The sequence below is a fragment of the Bacillus sp. 05T22 genome (assembly GCF_056396765.1).
Map to the genome: position 1 here is coordinate 1 of NZ_JBFTMC010000013.1, position 20185 is coordinate 20185.

The following is a 20185-nucleotide window of genomic DNA, read 5'->3' on the forward strand; positions in this document are numbered from 1 at the left end:
TTTTTCATCAGCTGAACCGCTTGTTGATTTCTCTTCTTTTTTACCTTTTTCGTCAGCTGAACCGCTTGTTGATTTCTCTTCTTTTTTACCTTTTTCGTCAGCTGAACCGCTTGTTGATTTCTCTTCTTTTTTACCTTTTTCGTCAGCTGTGCCATTTGTTGATTTCTCTTCTTTTTTACCTTTTTCATCAGCTGAACCGCTTGTTGATTTCTCTTCTTTTTTACCTTTTTCATCAGCTGAACCATTTGTTTCTTTTGCTGCTCCTGCTTCTGCTTTTACATCTGTCGCAAGTTTGTTAAGGTAACGCTCTGGATTGACAGCTACATTATCTTTACGAACTTCAAAGTGTACATGAGAGCCTGCTTCCTTATTCATTGCACTTAGACCGGATTTTCCTAATACTTCACCTTGTGCAACTTTTGCACCCTTTTCTACTTTTACACTGCCTAAGCTTTGATAAGATGTTGCAAGACCATTTCCGTTATCCACTGTTACAACATAACCGAGAAGCGAATCTTTTTCAGCTTTTGTTACTGTACCGCTTAAAGCAGCTGTAACATCGAATTCTTTTCCATTTTTCGCAGCAACATCGATTCCTTTATTAGGAGAATATGTGTTGTTATAAAAGACAAGTGCTTGTTCTTGCTCCTCTTCTGCTGCTCCATCTTCATAAAACTTCTTCTTCACAACAACATCTACATTCTTTGCAGCTGGCATTTTCACAACTTCTGAAGACTTTGTTGCTGGTACTGCTGGATTTTCCGTTTGACCATACGGCGCACTTTGCTCTTTATTAGGCGCTTTCTTTGGATTAGCTGCCTGGAACCATAGAGCAACCGTCAAGATTACCGCTGCACATGCAATATAGATTGCCGGAAATACCCACCGTTTTTGAAATAAATGAACTACCTTTTGCGACTTTTTATTATTCCTTCCTCGCATTCTATCATCACCTCAGCAATCATTTTGAACAATATTCATTCATCCTATACAACCTATAACTAATTACTTTTCGACAAAATCTGTAAGAATATGTATAGGAATCATGAAATTTCCGAGGAAATGATAGAAAAAAGAAAAAACCAAGCGAATTGGCTCAGTTTTTTAGTCTAGTTGTTTCTTTTTGTAAACGAACATGCAAACAATTACAGTTATAACTAACCAGATGGAGATATTTAATAAATTTGTCTGAATTACTGAAAAACCTTTCCCATTCACTACACTCACAATCGCTTCAAAAATATGATTTGTTGGTAAATAAGATACTACCTTTTTTATCATCTCATTCTTTATGACTTCACTTAAAATTGGTCCCATTAATAAAATCATAGAAATTGGTGTTGTAATCACAGAAACTTGCACTAAACTTTTTGCTAAAAGGCCGACGAGAGTTCCTAAAATAATGAATAACAACGTTCCGATCACAATAATTACTGACAATAATAAGATACTCCCCTGTAAAACATTTAGTAAAAACAAACTAACGAAGTTTAACACAATACTTAAAATAATGATCGGTAACGATTTACCAACGATAACTTCAATTGGAGATGCCGGAGAGAGCATCAGTACACGTAGTGTATGTTTTTCTTTTTCTTCTGCGATTAAGGTCGCTTGTGCAATTGTTACGATCATGCTCATTACCATGACAACAACAATTCCCCCCATCATTTCCTTCCCACTTCCCAGTTGCTTATAGAAAAATGCCAACCCAATTGGCAAAAGAGCCAACAGTAATATTTGTGCATTATTCTTCAAATCTTGTACCTCTTTCCGAAGAATAGCTGATAAACGTCTCATTGAAAATGTCATTATAATCCCCTCCCAGTTACTTCAATAAAGATATCCCCTAAAGTTGGCTCATAAGAATGAATTGATAAAAGTTCTCCTTTTTTCATCCATTCTGAAATACGTTTTGCTCCTAATTCATCTTTTTGTACGGTTTCTTTTTTCTTATCTTTTAAAACAACTTCAATTTTGTCTTTCGCATATTTAAGCCTTAAGTTCTCTGGTGTATCAAGCGCTACAATTTCCCCGCCACATAAGAAGGCAATGCGGTCACAAAGCGTTTCTGCTTCATCCATATTGTGCGTCGTTAAGAAAATCGTTGTTCCTTCTCTATTTAGGTCCTTTAAGATGTTATGAATGTTTTGGACGTTGACTGGATCAAGTGCTGATGTTGGTTCATCTAAGAAGAGAATATCCGGTTTATGCAGAATTGCTCGTGCCAGTGTCACACGTTGTTTCATCCCTTTTGATAATTTTTTGACAGGTGTTTTTTTATCTTCTATTAGATTTACTTGCGTGAGCACTTCATCAATTCGTTCTTTTTTACAATCGTATAAGTCGCAAAATAATAGTAAATTATCATAAATGCTAAGTCTTTCATATAAACCGCTGTTATCTGTTAAAATACCAATTCGTTTGTAATCGATGCTGTTTGGACCTGTAATATCTTTTCCTAGTACTTTCACTTTTCCAACACTGTGAAGCAATTGGGAAGTTAAAATTTTCACTGTTGTTGTTTTCCCTGATCCACTTGGTCCTAGAAACCCGAAGATTTCTCCTTGCTTTACTTCAATACTTACATTACGAAGTGCTGTTTTTTCATTAAAGGTTTTCATTACATCCTTCATTTCAATTGCCAATGTCATTTTGTCATCCCCTTTGTTTTTCTTTTATAGATAAAATTGGCTTTAGCGACTCGTTTGTCGCCTCCGCTTGTTGTATTCGCTTTTCTTGATTCAATCATATGAAAAACAAAGAGGCCGTGCAGTAAAATACCGGTAAAAGGAGTATTTTTACCGGTGAATGAATCCTATTTTTGTCTCACTGGAGCGTTTTTATAGTCCAATCACGCCCTTTAATTCATCCATTCTTCCTTTCGAAAGTGGAATGGAGCTTTTTCGTTCATCATCTAAAATTAAGCTAAAGCTATTACGAGTCCAAGTAATCACTTCTCGTACACGCTGCAAGTTAACAAGGTAAGAACGATGACACCTAAAGAACCCGAAACCTTTTAATCTCTCTTCTAATTCACTTAATGTTAACGCACAAACAAAGTCCCCCTCACAAACATGAATATGCGTCGTTCCATTTTGCGTTTCAATAAAGTGAATCTCCATCGGATCAAGCAAAATGATTTTATCATTTACTTTTGCAGGAATTCTCTCGAGCTTCATTTGCGGAATCATTTGAACGACGTTTTCTGAATCTATCTCTTCGTCTTCTTCCTGTTCAATTTCCACTTTTTTAACACCATCTTGATGAAGTATATACACATCTTCCGTTAAAGATAGTGCATCCGACAAAAAGGATGATGTAATAAAGATGGCCTTCCCTTGTTCTTTCATCTTCATAATCGCTTTTCGAATGATAATTGTACTTTCTATATCTACATTTTGTTCTGGCTCTTCGAAAATAATTAAATCCGGATTATGAATCATGACCCGGCCAATATGAAGACGACGTTTTTCAGAAAATGATAGTTTCTCTATTTTGACGTTCATCTTATCGAGCAAACCAACATACTGAACAACTTCCTTTATGCTAATATTCGAGCCATACAATCCAAATAAAAAAGCGAAATATTCTTTCACTTTCAAACGATCATACGCTTCATCTTTTAAAAAACAAAAACCAATGCGTGAGTAGAGTTGCTTTCGAATCGGCTCCCCATCAAATAAAACGCTTCCTGTTGATGCCTCTTCTTCACCAATTATAATGCGGTGCAAAACCTTCGCCGTATGATTGTTACATTGCAGCACAACACATTGCCCTTTTTCAATTTCAAGCTGAATCGCCTGCAACTGGTTCGTCTTACCCAATTGTTTTAGCTCCAATAACGCCATGTTTTCTCCTCCAGGTAAGTTTTTTATCTTATTATACCAAACGGTTAATGGAAAATTATGATATTTATTCCGAAAATAAAAAGGAGCTAAATCAGCTCCTTTTTGATTAATTTGTATCATGTATTTTATCGAATGGTCGATATATCTTCAAAAGAGCAGCATACAACTATTACTTCTGCTTCACCAAATAACTCTTCAGCTGATCACGAAGCGCCCTTTTCAAAAATTTCCCGACGGATGTTTTTGGGATTTCCTCGACAAATAAGATGTCATCTGGCATCCACCATTTTGGGAACTGGTCTTCTAGTAATGCATAGAGCTCTTCTTGTTCTACTGTTTGTCCTTCTTTTAAGACAACGCAGGCCACAGGGCGTTCTTGCCATTTTTCATGCGGCACGGCAACGACAGATGCCTCTAGTACTTTGTCATGTGCCATTAAAGCGTTCTCTAAATCAACGGAGGAAATCCATTCACCGCCGCTTTTAATTAAATCTTTCGTACGGTCAGCAATTTTCATAAACCCTTCCGGATCAACAGTTACAATATCTCCTGTATGTAACCAGCCATCCTTCATGGAATCTGCTGTACGTTCATCGTTATAATAACTACCCGCAATCCACGGTCCGCGCAGGCAAAGTTCTCCCATTTCTTCACCATCCCATTTGATCTCCCCGTCTTGACCAATAACCTTCATTTCAAGCCCTGGGAATAAGTAACCTTGGCGGGAGCGTAACTCATAATATTCTTCTTTCGGTAAATCGCGCTGATATGACTTTGGACAGTTAATTACAACAGCTGGGCTTGTTTCTGTCATTCCATATATTTGCCTAAAAGCAATTCCATATTTCTCCTCATATGTGCGGATCATACTTCCTGGCGCTGCTGATCCACCTGACCATATCGTACGAATACTACTAATATCATACGGATACTTTTCAAGCTCTTGCAGTAACCCAATCCAAATTGTTGGTACACCAGCAGTAATTGTCACCTTCTCGCGTTCAATAAGCTGCGCTAAAATTTCCGGTGTAAAGTGTGGTCCTGGTAAGACGAGCTTTGTGCCGAACCATGTACCAGCAAAAGGAAGCCCCCATGCGTTTACATGGAACATTGGAACGACAGGCATACAAGTGTCTACTTCTGATAGATTCCCGCCGTCTACAAGGCCGAGCGTATAACTGTGGAGCGCAATACTACGGTGCGTGTACACAACGCCTTTCGGTTTTCCTGTCGTTGCGGAAGTGTAACACATACCCGCAGGTTCTTTTTCATCTAAATCTGTTATGAATGGGAATGTTTCGTCGCCTTCTTCGAGTAGTTTTTCGTAATGATATGCTGGTGATAGTGTTGTGTGAGGTAATTCGTGATCATCTGTCATAATAATAAATGCTTTCACATGAGGAATTTCGTGTTGAATACTTTCTAATACAGGAACCATATCTTCATCAACGAGAATGATTTTATCTTCGGCGTGGTTAATGATATAAGAAATATGCTCTGCGGAGAGCCGTAAGTTAATCGTATGTAACACCGCCCCAATTCCTGGAATTGCAAAATATGCTTCCAAATGGCGGTGATGGTTCCAAGCGATTGTTCCAACTTTGTCTCCTCTATCAATCCCCATTTTATTTAGTACACTAGCAAGCCGTCTTGTCCGCTTCGCAATCTCTCCGTATGTTAATGTTTGAATACGCGATGCAGTGCGCGAAACAACTTCCTTTTTTGCAAAATATTTCTCCGCCCGTTCCATCATTGCTGGAATAAGAAGTGGTACATCCATCATCATATTTCATGCCCCCTGTTATTATTTTATATATACACATACAACTGTATTATAACACAACAAAACGAGACAAAAGCCGTTAACATTTCTTTCGTTTTCTACAAATAATGACAAAAGGAGCTCATTGGGATGAGCTCCTTTGTTGTCAAATAATCACTAAGTTTTGTCGAACGGTCGATATATTCCAAAAAGCGCCGATATATTTTCAAACGAGCAGCACCCAACTGTCAGTAACCCTTAAGCATCAGTTCTTCGCCATTAACTTTCCTTCATACTCGTTTAGCGTTTTAATTTCGATACCTTTATAGTAATGAGCAACGATATCCGTATATCCTTTTCCTTCTTTCGCCATTCCATTGGCACCATACTGGCTCATGCCCACGCCATGGCCGAAACCTTTCGTTGTGACGACAATGCTCTTTCCTTGTTGTTTCCATGTAAAGTCAGAGGAGCGTAATCCAAGTTTTGTTCGTACTTCTTTCCCTGTTAATACCTTTCCTTGAAACTCTACATCCTTCACCCGTTTTCCTTCTGTACGGTCTTTAATATTACCGACTTTTCCATTTGCAAGCACCTTTACGCCAAGACGCTTTTGAAAATCATCTACAGTAAAAGTTTGCTCACTCGCAAATTTTGGAGAAGCTTGATCCCATGGACTGTCTACGCTTTTTAAATATGGTAAGTCACTCCCCCAGTAGTCTGCAGCATTTTCTGTATAACCGTTACTTGTTGAGAAGAAGGAGGCCGTAATGGGACTACCATCATAAGTTAAAACTTGTCCGGCTGTTTTAGACACAGCTTCTTCAATCTTCTTCAAATTTTTCTCATAATCTTTGCCCCATGTCTTCTTTAGCTCTTCTTTACTGTTGTACACTTGATCATTAACCGTATCTGTCACATCCGCATTGTTTTTCTTACTTCCGCCTAGCATACGCTGTACAATAAATGTTCTCGCTGCCAATGCCTGTGCTTTTAATGCCTCCATTTCAAAGCTAGCATTCATCTCGGAAGCTACTACACCTGTAACATACTCTTCCATCGGCATCGTTTCTACCTTCTTTTGTGCATTACGATACACAGTAACTTGGACAGCAGTATTTACCTTTTTAGGAGCTGGCACACTTTGCATGGCTGGAGGATGTTCGGGCGGCTGACTTACTTTCGCTTTCGTAAACGGAATAACAAGTACGGTCGGTACAATAATGACGAGCGCCACTAAGAGCGCCATTGTAATGAAAAGTGGCTTTGAAATTTTCATCTTTTTCCCCCGCTATGAAATTAGACTCATTTCATTCTTATGGAACGTGGCGAGCTTTTAGAACATATCGGGAGGAACTTCTGCAAAGGGAAAATATAAAGTACTGATATGACAAGATGCAATCTCAAAGGAAAGAATTTTCTAAATTTTTCAGGTGGATAGGCATAAAAAAGGAATTTTTTGACTATAACAATAATAGCCCAATAAAAATAGCCTCTATGTCAAAAAGACATAGAGACTACTCAAACTTAAGCGTGAAGGTCAGAAACTTGTTGCTTCGTCACTTCTTCTACTTTTTCATTTACACGTTCAATTGTTGCACCTAATGCAGCTAGTTTCTCATGGAAGTTTACATATCCACGATCAAGGTGTTTTAATTCTGTTACACGTGTGTAACCATCTGATACTAAACCAGCTAGAATTAATGCCGCTGCAGCACGTAAGTCAGTTGCTCCTACTTCTGCACCTTGTAAGTTGTTAGGTCCATTCATAATAACAGAACGACCTTCAATTTTGATGTCTGCATTCATACGACGGAATTCTTCCACATGCATGAAGCGGTTTTCAAATACCGTTTCTGTAATCATGCTTGTTCCATCCGCATGTAATAACAATGCCATCATTTGCGATTGCATGTCTGTTGGGAAACCTGGATGAGGCATTGTTTTAATATCAACGGCTTTTAATTTACTTGGGCCGATAACACGTACGCCTTCGTTTTCCTCAATAACCTTAACACCCATTTCTTCCATTTTCGCTGTGATAGAACGTAAATGTTCTGGTACAGCATTTTCAATTAAGATGTCTCCACCAGTAATTGCTGCTGCAACCATAAACGTTCCTGCTTCAATACGGTCAGGAATAATAGAATGGTGTGCACCATATAATTTATCAACGCCTTCGATACGAATCGTTCCAGTTCCAGCTCCGCGTACTTTTGCTCCCATTGCATTTAAGAAGTTAGCTAAGTCAACGATTTCTGGTTCTTTTGCTGCGTTTTCAAGTACTGTTGTCCCTTTTGCTAATGTAGCAGCAGACATAATGTTTTCTGTTGCACCTACACTTGGGAAGTCTAAGTAAATTTTCGCGCCTTGTAATTGTCCATCTACATAAGCTTCAACAAAGCCATTACCAACTTTTACTTTCGCTCCCATTGCTTCGAAGCCTTTTAAATGTTGGTCAATTGGACGTGAACCAATTGCACATCCACCAGGAAGTGCAATACGAGCACGACCATTACGTGCTAATAGTGGCCCCATTACTTGAACGGACGCACGCATTTTACGTACATATTCAAATGGTGCTTCAATATTTAACTCCTTTGAAGCATCAATTGTTACTTGGTTATTTTCAAATACAACTTCAGCATTTAAATGACGTAATACCTCATTAATTGTGTATACATCAGACAAAACTGGTACTTCAGATAGTACATTCTTTCCGTCACTTGCTAATAGGGCTGCAGCGATTATAGGTAATACAGCATTTTTTGCGCCCTCAACACGCACTGTGCCATTCAACCGCTTTCCGCCACGGACGATGATTTTTTCCAATTTATTCCCCTCCGTGTCCTTTTTTCAATATCTATTCAATACTCAGAAGTTATGATCGGTGTGCCAACCACAATTGTATCTTTGTTGTCTGTAGAACGTATTGCTATTTGCACATTGATTTTCTCTCTATTTGTTGAAAGAGCGTCATTCCACTTTTTATTATATGCGGAGACTGACACAAATGCTCTTTCTTCTATCTTCTCGATCGCTCTTGCTGAAAGATCTTTCAAAACCTGATTGGTTTTATTTTGCAAAACACCTTCAATCTTATCATTCAGTACACCTTGAACACAAGTGTAAATTGTAGGTTTTGTACTAAAAATTTTATCCATTTCCCGAATGTTTCCAGGGTCCCATTTTGACCCGCTTACTTCAAAGATAATGAAAGTGTTTTCTTTAGTATTTTCCTTACTCCAAGTTACTACTATTCGTTCTTCATAAGAAGAAAATTTTTTGTATGCTGTTGCTTTATATCCATCATGAGATGTTTCCAATTCCCATTTTTGAATATTCGCTTTTTCTTTCACTTCATTTAACAATTTTTGAAACGTATGTATATTAGAAATGGTTTTGGTTTCCCGTGCTAACCATGACCACCGCTCTACCTCTGCTCCATTTTTTTCAAGAGCTGCGATCATACTCCCCATTTTCTCTTCGTCACTTACGGGCTTTATCTCTTTATACCCGACCAAGAATACGACAATACTTACGACAACAATAAGAATTGTTTTTAAGCTTTTCAAGTTTCATCCCCTCCTATCCCCATTGTTAACGGAGATATGAGGTTCTATACACTTACTTGACTAAATACGTTAAACTCTTCGAATACCCTAAATAATCAAGAAAAAAGTTGCTGACAGATGTCCCAATGGCAATCGTAACAAGAATGAGTAAAATCCTCGTCTGCAATACCTTTCCAGATTTCATCAGGCGTTCGATATGGATACCTTGTAAGGCCCACCACGTAATGGTAATAAACAATAAATGCGAAACAATCGCAATCAGTGCTTGTTGCCCTAAAAGTTGCGCCAAAAAAATCGACTCCTTTTGTTTGGCTTACCATCACCTAGGATAAAAAACAATCCTATATAAATGGAAACCACACTTTTTCCCGCCCAAACAGGCAGTATAAAGTATCCCTCCGAAAGAAGGGGCACTACCTATTAGAGTTCACTTTGTTCGAGCATCACATTCGTGAAGGATAAGGTCTCACGCTAACGAAAGTTTCACTTTACCCCTCTCATTGCTCCACAATAAAAAGCGTAGAGCGATGACTCTACACTTTTTGTTTTCACTATTGTACCACGTTCCCTGTGAAGAAGAAATCTTTCATCAATGGAAAATATTCATAAAAGAAATTGTAGCCAATTGCCGGCAGAATCCCGAGTAATACAGTTGCAATTGCACAAAAACTAATGACGACTTTCAAATTGATCGGTAAGTGTACCGGCTCTTCTTCATCACTCTTTCGAAAGAACATTTGCTGCAAAATACGGAAATAATATACAAACGAGATAACCGTTGTGCCCATCATGACTGATGCCAGCACGTAATGGGCTGGACTAGCAGTGAAGGCACTTAAGAAAATATTAACCTTTCCGATAAAACCAGCTGTTCCTGGAATTCCTGCCAAAGACAGAATGAAAATGGTCATCGCTGCAGAGGCAAACGGAGAGCGTTTGTATAAACCAGAGAAAATTGTTAAATTTTCCTTTCCACTTTGTAAGATTAATCCATGGATGACTGCAAAAGCTCCTATATTCATTAACACGTATGCCAACATATAAAACCACATACTATCCATTGTAAATGGTGATAACGCTACAAGCGGAACGAGTAAATATCCAGCGTGCGCTATGCCAGAATAGGCGAATAGACGCTTTACGCTGTATTGCTTGAGTGCCACGACGTTACCAATGATCATTGTAATAATAGCGAGCACGGCAATATATACGCTCATATTAGCAAATACTGTTTGCTCACTTCCATGAACAGGTATAGCACCGAATACCATAAGGAACAATCTTATCATCATAATAAAGCCGGCGATTTTAGAAATTGTCCCGAGGAAAGTTGTAACAGGTGTCACGGCCCCTTCATATACGTCTGGTGCCCACATATGAAACGGCACCGTCGCAATTTTAAAGGACAGCCCAACAAACAGAAGCAAGAAAGCAAGCGATAACAAAAGCCCAATGCTGCCATCCACACCTTGCATGAGAACTTCCTGCATACCAATAATATTAGTAGCCCCCGTAATGCCGTATAAGTAACTCATTCCAAAGAGCGTAATAGCCGTCCCAATTCCGCCATTAATAACATATTTCATCGCCGCTTCATTCGAAGCACGATTTGTCTTTCGAATCCCAACTAAAATGTACGAAGACAGTGATAACAATTCTAGGCCAATAAAGAGCGTAATAAAGTCGACGCTAGACGCCATAAACATCGCCCCGAGAACTGCCATTAAAAATAAATAATAGTATTCCCCTTTATCTTGAATCGGCTCTTTTTTATCATCGCTCATCGCCATACATAAAACGAGGATGGCTGCAATTAATAGTAACGTTTTAAACCCTTTTGAAAATCCATCTAGTACAAACGAACCACTTAAAATGTCTCCAGCCGGTTCACCATACAATGTAATTAATGCGATTAGCGATAGCACTGCCGCTCCAATCGCCCCAAGCCCTAAATACTTACGATCAAACTTTAGAAATAAGTCAAGAAGCGAGAGAAGGATGGCCGCTCCAAGAATGATGAACTCCGGTACCATTAAATGCCAAGATAAGCTAAGTAATGTATTCATATCCATCCTACCTCACCCCCAATATTTTCACTGTGTATTGCAGCGGCGTTCCTAAAAGTTCTGGCATAACACCAATTGCAAGAATACAAGTGAGCAAGAGTACAATCGGAACGTATTCCCAGCCGCGGACATCCGGCCTCGCTGCTAATTCCTTCTTTCCAAATGTCACTTGAAGCGTAGCCCTTAGTACATATACCGCTGTTAAAATGATGCCAAGCGCACCGATCGCCGCGAGCATTGGCTTCCCTTGAAATAGCCCGAGGAATGCAAGAAACTCACTAACAAACCCAGACATGCCCGGAAGGCCAAGCGAAGCCATGCTTCCTGCTAATAAGAAACCACTTAACACAGGAACTTGTTTTGCGAGGCCACCAAGCTTCGTAATGTCAGACGTGCCAAAACGCCCCTCAATCATGCCGAGCAAGCAAAATAGTAGCGCTGCAATTAAACCGTGAGATACGACTTGAAATAGTGCTCCCTTCATACCGACTGCATTCAGTGCCCCAAGTCCCATTAAAACGATTCCCATATGCGAAATACTGGAATAAGCGAGTACCTTTCGAAAATCTGTTTGAATGATCGCTAGAAAAGCACCGTATAGCAAGTTGATTACCCCTAAAATCGCCAGTAGCATCGCGAAGTCTTGAAACTGCTCCGGGAATAGCCCCTTCCCAAAGCGAACGATGCCGTATGCTCCAATCTTGAGCAGAACACCCGCATGGAGCATCACCGCAGCAGGATGGGCCTCGACATGCACATTCACCATCCAGCGATGCAAAGGAAATACCGGCAGCTTAATGGCAAAGGCAATCATAAGAGCAATGAATAAGTTGAGCTGCAATGCATTTGAAATATCGCCTAGGAGCGCCGTGTCCGCCCCAGTCAAAATATCTTTTAACTCTGTAATATTTGTTGTACCCGTTTTTGCAAAGAGGATAGAAAACACAATGAGTAGAATCGCCGATCCAATTCCGTTATAAATCAAATAACTATAGGCAGCTTTTTCACTGTTCAATTTCCCCCACTTTCCAATAAGCAAAAACATCGGTGGTAATGTAATTTCAAAGAAGACAAAGAATAGAAGTAAATTTTCTGCTGCAAAGACACCCAGCATCCCAATTTCAAGTGTTAATAAAAGCATGTAAAAACCTTTTATATTTTTTTGAATGGAAAAGGCAGTAATCGCCGCAAGTGTTGCTAAAAGCGCCGTGAGTATCATCATCACAAGCGAAAAGCCATCGATACCAAGCTCATAGTAAATAGAAAACAACTTTTCATCTACGCCCGGAAAATGTCCGAATTGAATCCATTTCACCTTTTCAGCAAACATCGTTAAGCTCTTTCCGGAAGCATATGTACTAGCCAGAACAATCGCGATGCCAAGCGGAAGAATTGTTCCGAACAAACCGAGACCTCGCACTGCACGCACTTCCGTTTTCGGTGTTAACATAAGTAAGAGAATCCCTAGAAGCGGGGAGAAAATGAAGAATGATAATAATAATGCATTCATTGCCAATACCCCCCCGTATATAACAGAATGACAACTAATGTCGCCACGGAAACAGCCACTGCGGTTCCGTATACTTGTACGTTTCCGTTTTGAAGTTTAGAACCAACAATGCTTGCTCCTCTCACAATACCTCTGATTAACTGGGCGATTCCTTCCACAATATAGACCTCACATAAGTGAAGCACATAAGCGATTCCTTTTACGAGCGGGAGCACAGTCACACTATACATTTCATCTACATAATATTTTTCCTTAAGGAGGCTATATAGAACTGTTTCTTTTCCGCCATCCCGATCTCTAGAAATGGATCGTTTCCCATAGATGAGATATGCCGCGAGAATGCCCGCGAACGAAACGAATGTCGCAACAATCATAATCCACACCGGAACATGACTTTGCTCTACTTGGAACGGGACATTCTTTGTAAGCCAGTCCCCAAGAAACGTGCCAAACCAAGGCGTATTGATATACCCTGCCAAAACTGCAAGAATACCAAGGACAATCATCGGAAATGTCATGACGCGCGGAGATTCATGCACACCCTCTTCTTTCTTCGCCTCTCCTGTAAAAACGAGAAAGTATAACCGGAACATGTAAAACGCCGTTAAAAATGCTGCGAGAACCGCAAGGACAAACAAAACATAATTGCCGTGCATCCACGTCGCCGCCAAAATTTCATCCTTACTAAAAAAACCTGAGAAGAGCGGGACACCACTAATTGCTAGCGTGCCGATTAAGAAGAGTAGCCCCGTCACTTTCATTTTCTTCTGCAATCCGCCCATTTCATTAATGTTTTGCGTATGCACCGCATGAATGACGCTTCCTGCCGCTAAGAAAAGCAATGCTTTAAAGAAAGCATGTGTCGTTAAATGAAAGACTCCAGCAACGTATCCTGCCGAGCCAAGCGCGAGCATCATATAGCCGAGCTGGCTCACTGTTGAATATGCGAGGACTCTTTTTATATCCGTTTGTACGAGGCCAATGGACGCAGCAAAGATTGCAGTAAAGGCGCCAACGACCGCGACTGTTTGCATCGCTGCAGGACTTGCAGAGAATAGCGGAAACATCGTTGCCACTAAGTACACACCTGCTGCAACCATCGTTGCCGCGTGAATGAGTGCAGATACAGGCGTTGGCCCTTCCATCGCATCCGGTAGCCACGTATGAAGCGGAAACTGACCTGATTTCCCCATGGCACCAATAAAGATCAAGATTGCCGTGAGCGTTATCATAGTAGGTGATATGTCTCCCATTTTCATCGCTTTAAAGATTACTTCATATTCAAAGCTACCAGCCTGCCAGAAGAGTAAAATCATCCCGATAAATAAGCCTACATCCCCAATACGCGTCATAATAAATGCTTTTTTCGCAGCAGCCTTCGCTTCCTCTTTAAAGAAATAGAAACCAATTAGTAAAAACGAGCCAAGTCCAACTAATTCCCAAAATATATAAAGCTGTAGTAAATTCGTCGAGATAACAAGCCCGAGCATCGCAAATGTAAAGAGCCCTAAATACGCATAAAATACGGGCAACCTCTCATCACCATGTATATACCCTTTTGAATACACATGTACAAGGAAGCTAACGAGTGTCACAATAAAAAGCATCAAAGCATTTAATGCGTTAATCTCAAAACCAAACGAAAGATCCACATCACCAATTCGGAGCCATAACCACTGATGCTTTACTGTTTCTGATGAAAACCGTTCTATTAATACAGTCGCCGCACCCACAAAGGAAAGAAATGTGAGAAAGATACCAAGTAAGCTGCTTCCTTCTCTCAATTTTCCCCCAAACATAACGAGCAAAAAAAACGAGGTAAGTGGGAAAAGCGGTATGAGCCATGCATAATCGATCATTGTTTCCTTCCCCCTTTTCGGTCACAATGCTAACCCTTAAGCGAATCCATTTCATCTACGTTAACTGTTGCATGTTTACGATATAACGCAATTAATATTGCAAGTCCAACTGCTGCCTCAGCTGCGGCAACAGACATCGTAAACAGTGAAAAGATTTGTCCTGTTAAGTTCGGAAAAAAACCTAATTTACTAAAGGCGACTAGGTTTAAATTCGCCGCATTTAACATCAGTTCAATACAAACTAAAACAATGACCGTATTCCGCTTTGTTAAAGCCCCGAATAAACCGATGCAAAACAGAATAATGGCAAGAGCTAAGTAGGCGGAAGCTGGAACACTACTCATTGGAATCCCCCTCTTTCTCATCCTTCTTCGCAAGTACAATTGCCCCAACAAGTGCAACAAGTAAAATAACCGACGTTAATTCAAATGGAATGACATATTTCGAATATAAGAGTGTGCCAATTTGAAGTGTGTTTTGTTCATGAAGTGGTACACTTCCTTGTACACTTCGATTTGTAAAATCTATATTATTAACAGCGAAATACATCACCCCGCCAAACACTACTACTGCGAAGAAGATGAGCCATTTACGAAAACTAAAACTAGATTCATTTTCAGCGTCATGTTTCGTTAACATAATGCCGAAAATCATAATAATCGTAATCGCCCCGGAATAAATTAAAATTTGCGCTACTCCAACAAACTCTGCCGATAATAGAAAATACAATCCCGCAATGCTAAGAAACGTAAACACAAGGGCGAGCATCATATGCATGACTTTCGTTAAGTTCAGCATAAGAATACCACCGATAATCGCCGTTAAGGATAGTAAAAAAAACGCTATCAACTCGCCGTTCATGCTTTATTCTCCTTTCTGACGTTCTCATCATTTTCATCTAGCCACTGCAAATTTTTAAACAAATCATCACGCGTATACTCCGCTAGCTCAAAATTGTTTGTCATAACGATTGCCTCTGTTGGACAAACCTCTGTACATAAATCGCACAGAATACAAATTTCAAAGTTAATATCGTACGTATCAATGATTTTTCCTTTTTTCGCCGGATCCGGATGCTTCTTCCCTGTTAGTTGAATACAGTCAGTTGGGCAGATGTTGGCACATTGGTTACAAACAATACACTTTTCTGGATAAAATTTTTGAATCCCTCGAAAGCGATCTGGTAGTGGCAATGGTTGATTGGGATAATCGTACGTTACTTTTTTCTTACTTAAATTGCTAAGCGTATACTTTAATCCTTTAAATAGTCCTTTCATATCTTAGTGGCACCCCCCTCATGGATTAGAAGAACAACTCCTTAATCAATGCCGTTAAGAAAATGTTCGCAAGTGCGATTGGCAATAATACCTTCCAGCCAAACTCCATTAATTGATCGCCCCTGATACGTGGAAACGTAACGCGGAACCAAATTAAGAGAAAGACCACCGCGCTAAACTTTAAGGCAAACCATACAGCTCCAGGAATAAAACCAAGGAACATAATTGGATTCCATCCTCCTAGGAAGAGCACCGTAATGAGCGAAGCCATTCCAAAGAAGTATACATATTCAGAAAGCATAAAGAATGCCCAGCGAAACCCCGAATACTCTGTATGATATCCAGAAACAAGTTCCGATTCCGCCTCTGGTAAGTCAAACGGCGTCCGGTTCAACTCTGCAACCGCTGCGATTAAGAAAATTACAAAACCGATTGGCTGTGCGAAAATGTACCAAACCTTCTCCTGCGCCGCTACAATTTCATTTAAATTAAGACTGCCAGCTAATAAGACAACACCAATGACGCTCATTACAAGCGGAATTTCATAGGAAATCATTTGCGCCGCCGCACGCATCCCGCCTAAAAGTGAATATTTATTGTTTGATGCCCATCCCCCGGTCACAACACCAATCGTTGTAATCCCTGATACAGCGATATAGTAAAGAAGCCCGACTCCAATATCTGCAAACTGAAATTTATCCGTAAATGGAATGACTGCAAGCACCATAAAAGCTGGTGCAAATGCAATAACAGGTGCCAATATAAACAGCGGCTTATCTGCGGCTTTCGGAATGCTATCTTCTTTTAATAAAAGCTTTAAAACGTCAGCAACTGTTTGCAGTAAACCGAATCTGCCGCCGACCTGGTTCGGACCAATCCGCCCTTGCATAAATCCCATCACTTTTCGCTCTGCTAAAATCCCATATGTAACAAATCCAAGGACAGCAAATAAAAGAAGCACCGCTAACCCAAAAAAGATGAAAAAATTTGTCCAGCTTGCCGATGACTCTAAGAGGCGCTCTATCATCACCCATCAACCTCCCCAAGCACAATATCAACGCCACCTAAAATCGTAATTAAGTTCGCGATATTTTCGCCCTTCAAAAGCTTCGGTAAAATTTGAAGGTTGTAGAAAGAGGGCCTGCGGAACTTTAAGCGATACGGCTCTTTCTTTCCTTCACTAGCAATATAACAGCCAATTTCTCCGCGCGGTGACTCGATCCGGACAAATGCCTCGCCCTTTGGTGCCTTAATAATTTTCGGCACTTTCGCCAACACTGGCCCTTCTGATGGGAATTGCTCAGCTGCCTGCTCAATAATTTTGAGAGACTCCTCAATCTCCTCCATCCGACAAACGTAACGATCCCAAGCATCCCCAACGTTTCCTACCGGAATATCAAAATCAAAGCGATCATAAATAGAGTACGGTTCATCCTTGCGAAGATCCCACTTCACACCTGTGCAGCGTAAATTTGCCCCGCTAAGCGAATAAGAAAGCGCATCTTCCGCACTATATATTCCAACGCCCTTCACACGATTCAAGAAAATTTCGTTTCCGCTCACAAGGTCGTGATAGCCTTTCAATTGCTCCCTCATATATGGAACAAACTCGCGAACCTTTCGGGTCCAGCCATCTGGAGCATCCCATTTTACACCGCCCACTCGCATGTAATTAAACGTTAGCCGCGCACCACAGAGTTCATTTAAGAGATTAATAATCATCTCCCTCTCCCGGAATGCATATAGAAACGGACTAACCGCTCCAATATCAAGAAGGTTTGTTCCCCACCAAACGAGGTGACTCGCAACGCGGCCAAGCTCCATTGCAAGTACTCGCAAATATTCTGCACGCTCTGGAATTTCAAGGCCCATCATTGTCTCAACAGCGTGACAAATCACATAGTTATTCGTCATCGCTGATAAATAGTCCATTCGATCTGTATAAGGAATAATTTGTGTATACTGCAAGCTCTCTGCGATTTTCTCTGTTCCACGGTGTAAATACCCAATGACAGGTGTAGCCTCCTTAATAATTTCCCCATCAATTTTAATAACAAGCCTAAATACACCGTGCGTACTTGGGTGCTGCGGTCCTACATTTAAAAGCATTTCTTCTGTACGGATCATACTGCTACACCTCCACATCCAAAGGCTCATAATCTTTTCGAAGCGGATAACCCGCCCAATCATCCGGCATTAAAATACGCGTTAAATTGGGATGACCTTCAAAGATAACACCAAGCAAATCATACGCTTCTCGCTCTGGCCAGTTCGCCCCGTGCCATAGCGGCGCAATCGATGCTACCCGCGGCGCCCCCCTATCTACCTTCACCTTCACTGCTACAGATTGACGCTTTCCATATGAAAACAAATGGACATACACTTCCATATGTGTAACGAAATCCGTCGCATGTAACTCCGACATATAATCAAAGGCAAGTCCTTCATGACACTTTAATAATTCCATCACTTCATAGTAATTCTTCAGCTCAACAACAAGCGTTGGTACATCTTTTGAAAGTTTATTAATATAGTAGTCTACTAATGAATGTTCGCCTGTCTTCTCCTTAATAATCTTTACATAAGCATCTAAATATGGCTGATTCGGTGATGGTTCTTCCTGCTTCGGCTCTTCTTCCTTCTTACCCGCAGCACCTTTTGCCTTGGCAGCAGCTGCTGCCTTTGCTTTCGCCACTGCAATTGCCTTTGCCTTTTCATCGTTAGATGGCGCTCCGCCTTTTGCTCCTTTCTGCTTTGCTAGCGCTGCCGCTTTTGCCTTTGCTGCCGCCGCGGCTTTCGCCTTCGCTTTTGCTTTTTCCTCTTCCGATATCGCTCCGCCTTCTGTCGCTTTCTGTTTTGCTAACGCTGCCGCTTTTGCCTTTGCTGCTGCCGCGGCTTTCGCCTTCGCTTTTGCTTTTTCCTCTTCCGATATCGCTCCGCCTTCTGTCGCTTTCTGTTTTGCTAACGCTGCCGCTTTTGCTTTTTCCTCTTCCGATATCGCTTCGCCTTCTGCTCCTTTCTGCTTTGCTAGCGCTGCCGCTTTTGCCCTTTCCTCTTCCGATATCGCTTTGCCTTCTGTTTCTTTCTGCTTCGCTAACGCTGCCGCCTTTGCTTTTGCTGCTGCCGCGGCAAGTCGTTTTGCTTCCTCTATATTTATCTCCGCATCTTTTGGTAGCGCTTTCTCTTTTTCTTCTCCTTGTACCTCATCCTTAGACATTTCCGCCTCATGCCTTGCAGCAAGCCGTTTCCGCGCTTCTTCTTTCGCATGTCTTGCCGCCTCTTTTTTCATGTCCTCTATCTCTTTATTCGGATCGCTCATCTATTCGTCACCTGCTTTCCAGTCTTTGCTTCGTAACGAATCTTCTCTTTTAATTTATTAATCCCATAAATTAAAGCAGCTGGGTTCGGGGGACATCCTGGAATGTACACATCTACCGGTACGATTTGGTCTACCCCTTTCACAACAGCATACGAGTTCACATACGGGCCACCAGCTGTTGCACAAGAACCCATTGCAATAACCCATTTCGGTTCTGGCATTTGATCGTATAAGCGACGCACAATTGGGGCCATTTTCTTTGTTACTGTTCCTGAAACAATCATGACATCTGATTGCCTCGGCGATGTCCGGAAAAATGACCCAAACCGGTCTAGATCATAATGCGATGAGCCAACTCCCATCATTTCAATCGCGCAGCATGCAAGTCCAAATGTCATCGGCCATAAAGAATTACTACGCGCCCATCCTTTTATCTGTTCAAGTGTTGTAAAAAAGACATTTCTCTCTAATTCCGCTCGTTCCCCTGGATGTAAATCTTCAAAATTTATAACCATTGTAACACCTTCTTTTTCCAAGCATAGGCCAAACCAATGAGCAACATAATGACAAAGATCAACATTTCAATAAGCGCGAACAAACCAAGCTTGTCATATGCGACAGCCCACGGATATAAAAATACAGTTTCCACATCAAAAATGACAAACAATAATGCAAAAATATAATAACGAGCATGAAAACGAACATTTGCATCATGATAGGGTTCAATTCCGCTTTCGTACGTCGTTGCCTTTGCTGCACTTGGTTTATGTGGGCGCAGCAGCTTGCCTAATGTAAGGGCCACCACCGGTAGTAATATGCCCAATAGTAAAAAGATCCCAACAATCATATAACTATTTTCATATACATTCGCCACCCTGAAACCCTCCCCCCCTAAATTAAGAACAAGTTCACTTAGTAAACAATATGTCTAACCTGCATTATTTATTATTTTTAAATTTTTCTAAA

General features: G+C 40.7%; 20 protein-coding genes. All 20 read right to left on the minus strand.

All coding sequences use genetic code 11. The annotated features are described in order from the left end of the window. On the minus strand, positions 1–942 hold a 942-nt coding region (locus AC1DIT_RS06810), incomplete at its 3' end, for a peptidoglycan DD-metalloendopeptidase family protein (protein ID WP_476998115.1). A gap of 162 nt (positions 943–1104) precedes the next feature. Next, complete coding sequence (locus AC1DIT_RS06815; RefSeq protein ID WP_016132450.1) at positions 1105–1812, minus strand: ABC transporter permease; 708 nt, start codon at positions 1810–1812, stop codon at positions 1105–1107. Further along, positions 1812–2654: an ABC transporter ATP-binding protein gene (locus tag AC1DIT_RS06820; RefSeq protein ID WP_016132451.1), complete on the minus strand. Its 843-nt coding sequence runs from the start codon at positions 2652–2654 to the stop codon at positions 1812–1814. The genes AC1DIT_RS06815 and AC1DIT_RS06820 overlap by 1 nt, the downstream gene beginning before the upstream one ends. Before the next feature lie 189 nt (positions 2655–2843). Then, the gene (locus AC1DIT_RS06825) at positions 2844–3851 is read right to left on the minus strand and encodes a LytTR family transcriptional regulator DNA-binding domain-containing protein (RefSeq protein ID WP_016132452.1); all 1008 of its coding nucleotides are present in this window, start codon (positions 3849–3851) and stop codon (positions 2844–2846) included. Between the two features lie 169 nt (positions 3852–4020). Next, positions 4021–5637 (minus strand): long-chain fatty acid--CoA ligase, encoded by a 1617-nt coding sequence (locus AC1DIT_RS06830; protein WP_016112663.1) that lies wholly within the window; start codon positions 5635–5637, stop codon positions 4021–4023. 241 nt (positions 5638–5878) lie between these two features. After that, entirely contained in the window at positions 5879–6892 is a 1014-nt protein-coding gene (gene spoIID / locus AC1DIT_RS06835) for a stage II sporulation protein D (RefSeq protein WP_006096642.1), read from the minus strand. Between the two features lie 248 nt (positions 6893–7140). Beyond that, the gene (murA, locus tag AC1DIT_RS06840) at positions 7141–8445 is read right to left on the minus strand and encodes a UDP-N-acetylglucosamine 1-carboxyvinyltransferase (protein ID WP_016112665.1); all 1305 of its coding nucleotides are present in this window, start codon (positions 8443–8445) and stop codon (positions 7141–7143) included. A 35-nt stretch (positions 8446–8480) separates the two neighbouring features. Next, complete coding sequence (locus tag AC1DIT_RS06845; protein WP_016112666.1) at positions 8481–9188, minus strand: YwmB family TATA-box binding protein; 708 nt, start codon at positions 9186–9188, stop codon at positions 8481–8483. Positions 9189–9240: 52 nt separating this feature from the next. Then, the gene (locus AC1DIT_RS06850) at positions 9241–9477 is read right to left on the minus strand and encodes a DUF1146 family protein (RefSeq protein ID WP_003202077.1); all 237 of its coding nucleotides are present in this window, start codon (positions 9475–9477) and stop codon (positions 9241–9243) included. Positions 9478–9739: 262 nt separating this feature from the next. Further along, positions 9740–11254 carry an NADH-quinone oxidoreductase subunit NuoN gene (nuoN, locus tag AC1DIT_RS06855; RefSeq protein WP_016132453.1) on the minus strand — a complete coding sequence of 505 codons (1515 nt, stop codon included), beginning with the start codon at positions 11252–11254 and terminating at the stop codon, positions 9740–9742. 7 nt (positions 11255–11261) lie between these two features. Beyond that, positions 11262–12764 (minus strand): NADH-quinone oxidoreductase subunit M, encoded by a 1503-nt coding sequence (locus tag AC1DIT_RS06860; protein ID WP_016132454.1) that lies wholly within the window; start codon positions 12762–12764, stop codon positions 11262–11264. Beyond that, positions 12761–14623 (minus strand): NADH-quinone oxidoreductase subunit L, encoded by a 1863-nt coding sequence (gene nuoL / locus AC1DIT_RS06865; protein ID WP_016132455.1) that lies wholly within the window; start codon positions 14621–14623, stop codon positions 12761–12763. Before nuoL ends, AC1DIT_RS06860 begins: the two co-directional genes overlap by 4 nt. A gap of 29 nt (positions 14624–14652) precedes the next feature. Next, on the minus strand, positions 14653–14967 hold the full coding sequence (gene nuoK, locus AC1DIT_RS06870) for an NADH-quinone oxidoreductase subunit NuoK (RefSeq protein WP_016112670.1): 315 nt from the start codon (positions 14965–14967) through the stop codon (positions 14653–14655). After that, positions 14960–15484, minus strand: coding sequence for an NADH-quinone oxidoreductase subunit J (locus AC1DIT_RS06875; RefSeq protein ID WP_016112671.1), 525 nt, complete (start codon positions 15482–15484; stop codon positions 14960–14962). The genes nuoK and AC1DIT_RS06875 overlap by 8 nt, the downstream gene beginning before the upstream one ends. Continuing rightward, entirely contained in the window at positions 15481–15900 is a 420-nt protein-coding gene (nuoI, locus tag AC1DIT_RS06880; protein WP_003202066.1) for an NADH-quinone oxidoreductase subunit NuoI, read from the minus strand. The genes AC1DIT_RS06875 and nuoI overlap by 4 nt, the downstream gene beginning before the upstream one ends. Before the next feature lie 25 nt (positions 15901–15925). Further along, the gene (nuoH, locus tag AC1DIT_RS06885) at positions 15926–16927 is read right to left on the minus strand and encodes an NADH-quinone oxidoreductase subunit NuoH (RefSeq protein WP_016112672.1); all 1002 of its coding nucleotides are present in this window, start codon (positions 16925–16927) and stop codon (positions 15926–15928) included. After that, positions 16927–18027 carry an NADH-quinone oxidoreductase subunit NuoD gene (gene nuoD, locus AC1DIT_RS06890; protein ID WP_016112673.1) on the minus strand — a complete coding sequence of 367 codons (1101 nt, stop codon included), beginning with the start codon at positions 18025–18027 and terminating at the stop codon, positions 16927–16929. The genes nuoH and nuoD overlap by 1 nt, the downstream gene beginning before the upstream one ends. Positions 18028–18031: 4 nt before the next feature. After that, positions 18032–19219 (minus strand): NADH-quinone oxidoreductase subunit C, encoded by a 1188-nt coding sequence (locus tag AC1DIT_RS06895; protein ID WP_476998117.1) that lies wholly within the window; start codon positions 19217–19219, stop codon positions 18032–18034. Beyond that, a complete protein-coding gene (gene nuoB / locus AC1DIT_RS06900; RefSeq protein WP_016132458.1) occupies positions 19216–19734 on the minus strand; it encodes an NADH-quinone oxidoreductase subunit NuoB in 519 nt (172 codons plus the stop codon). The genes AC1DIT_RS06895 and nuoB overlap by 4 nt, the downstream gene beginning before the upstream one ends. Further along, the gene (locus AC1DIT_RS06905) at positions 19725–20093 is read right to left on the minus strand and encodes an NADH-quinone oxidoreductase subunit A (protein ID WP_003202297.1); all 369 of its coding nucleotides are present in this window, start codon (positions 20091–20093) and stop codon (positions 19725–19727) included. The genes nuoB and AC1DIT_RS06905 overlap by 10 nt, the downstream gene beginning before the upstream one ends. Between the last annotated feature and the right edge of the window lie 92 nt (positions 20094–20185).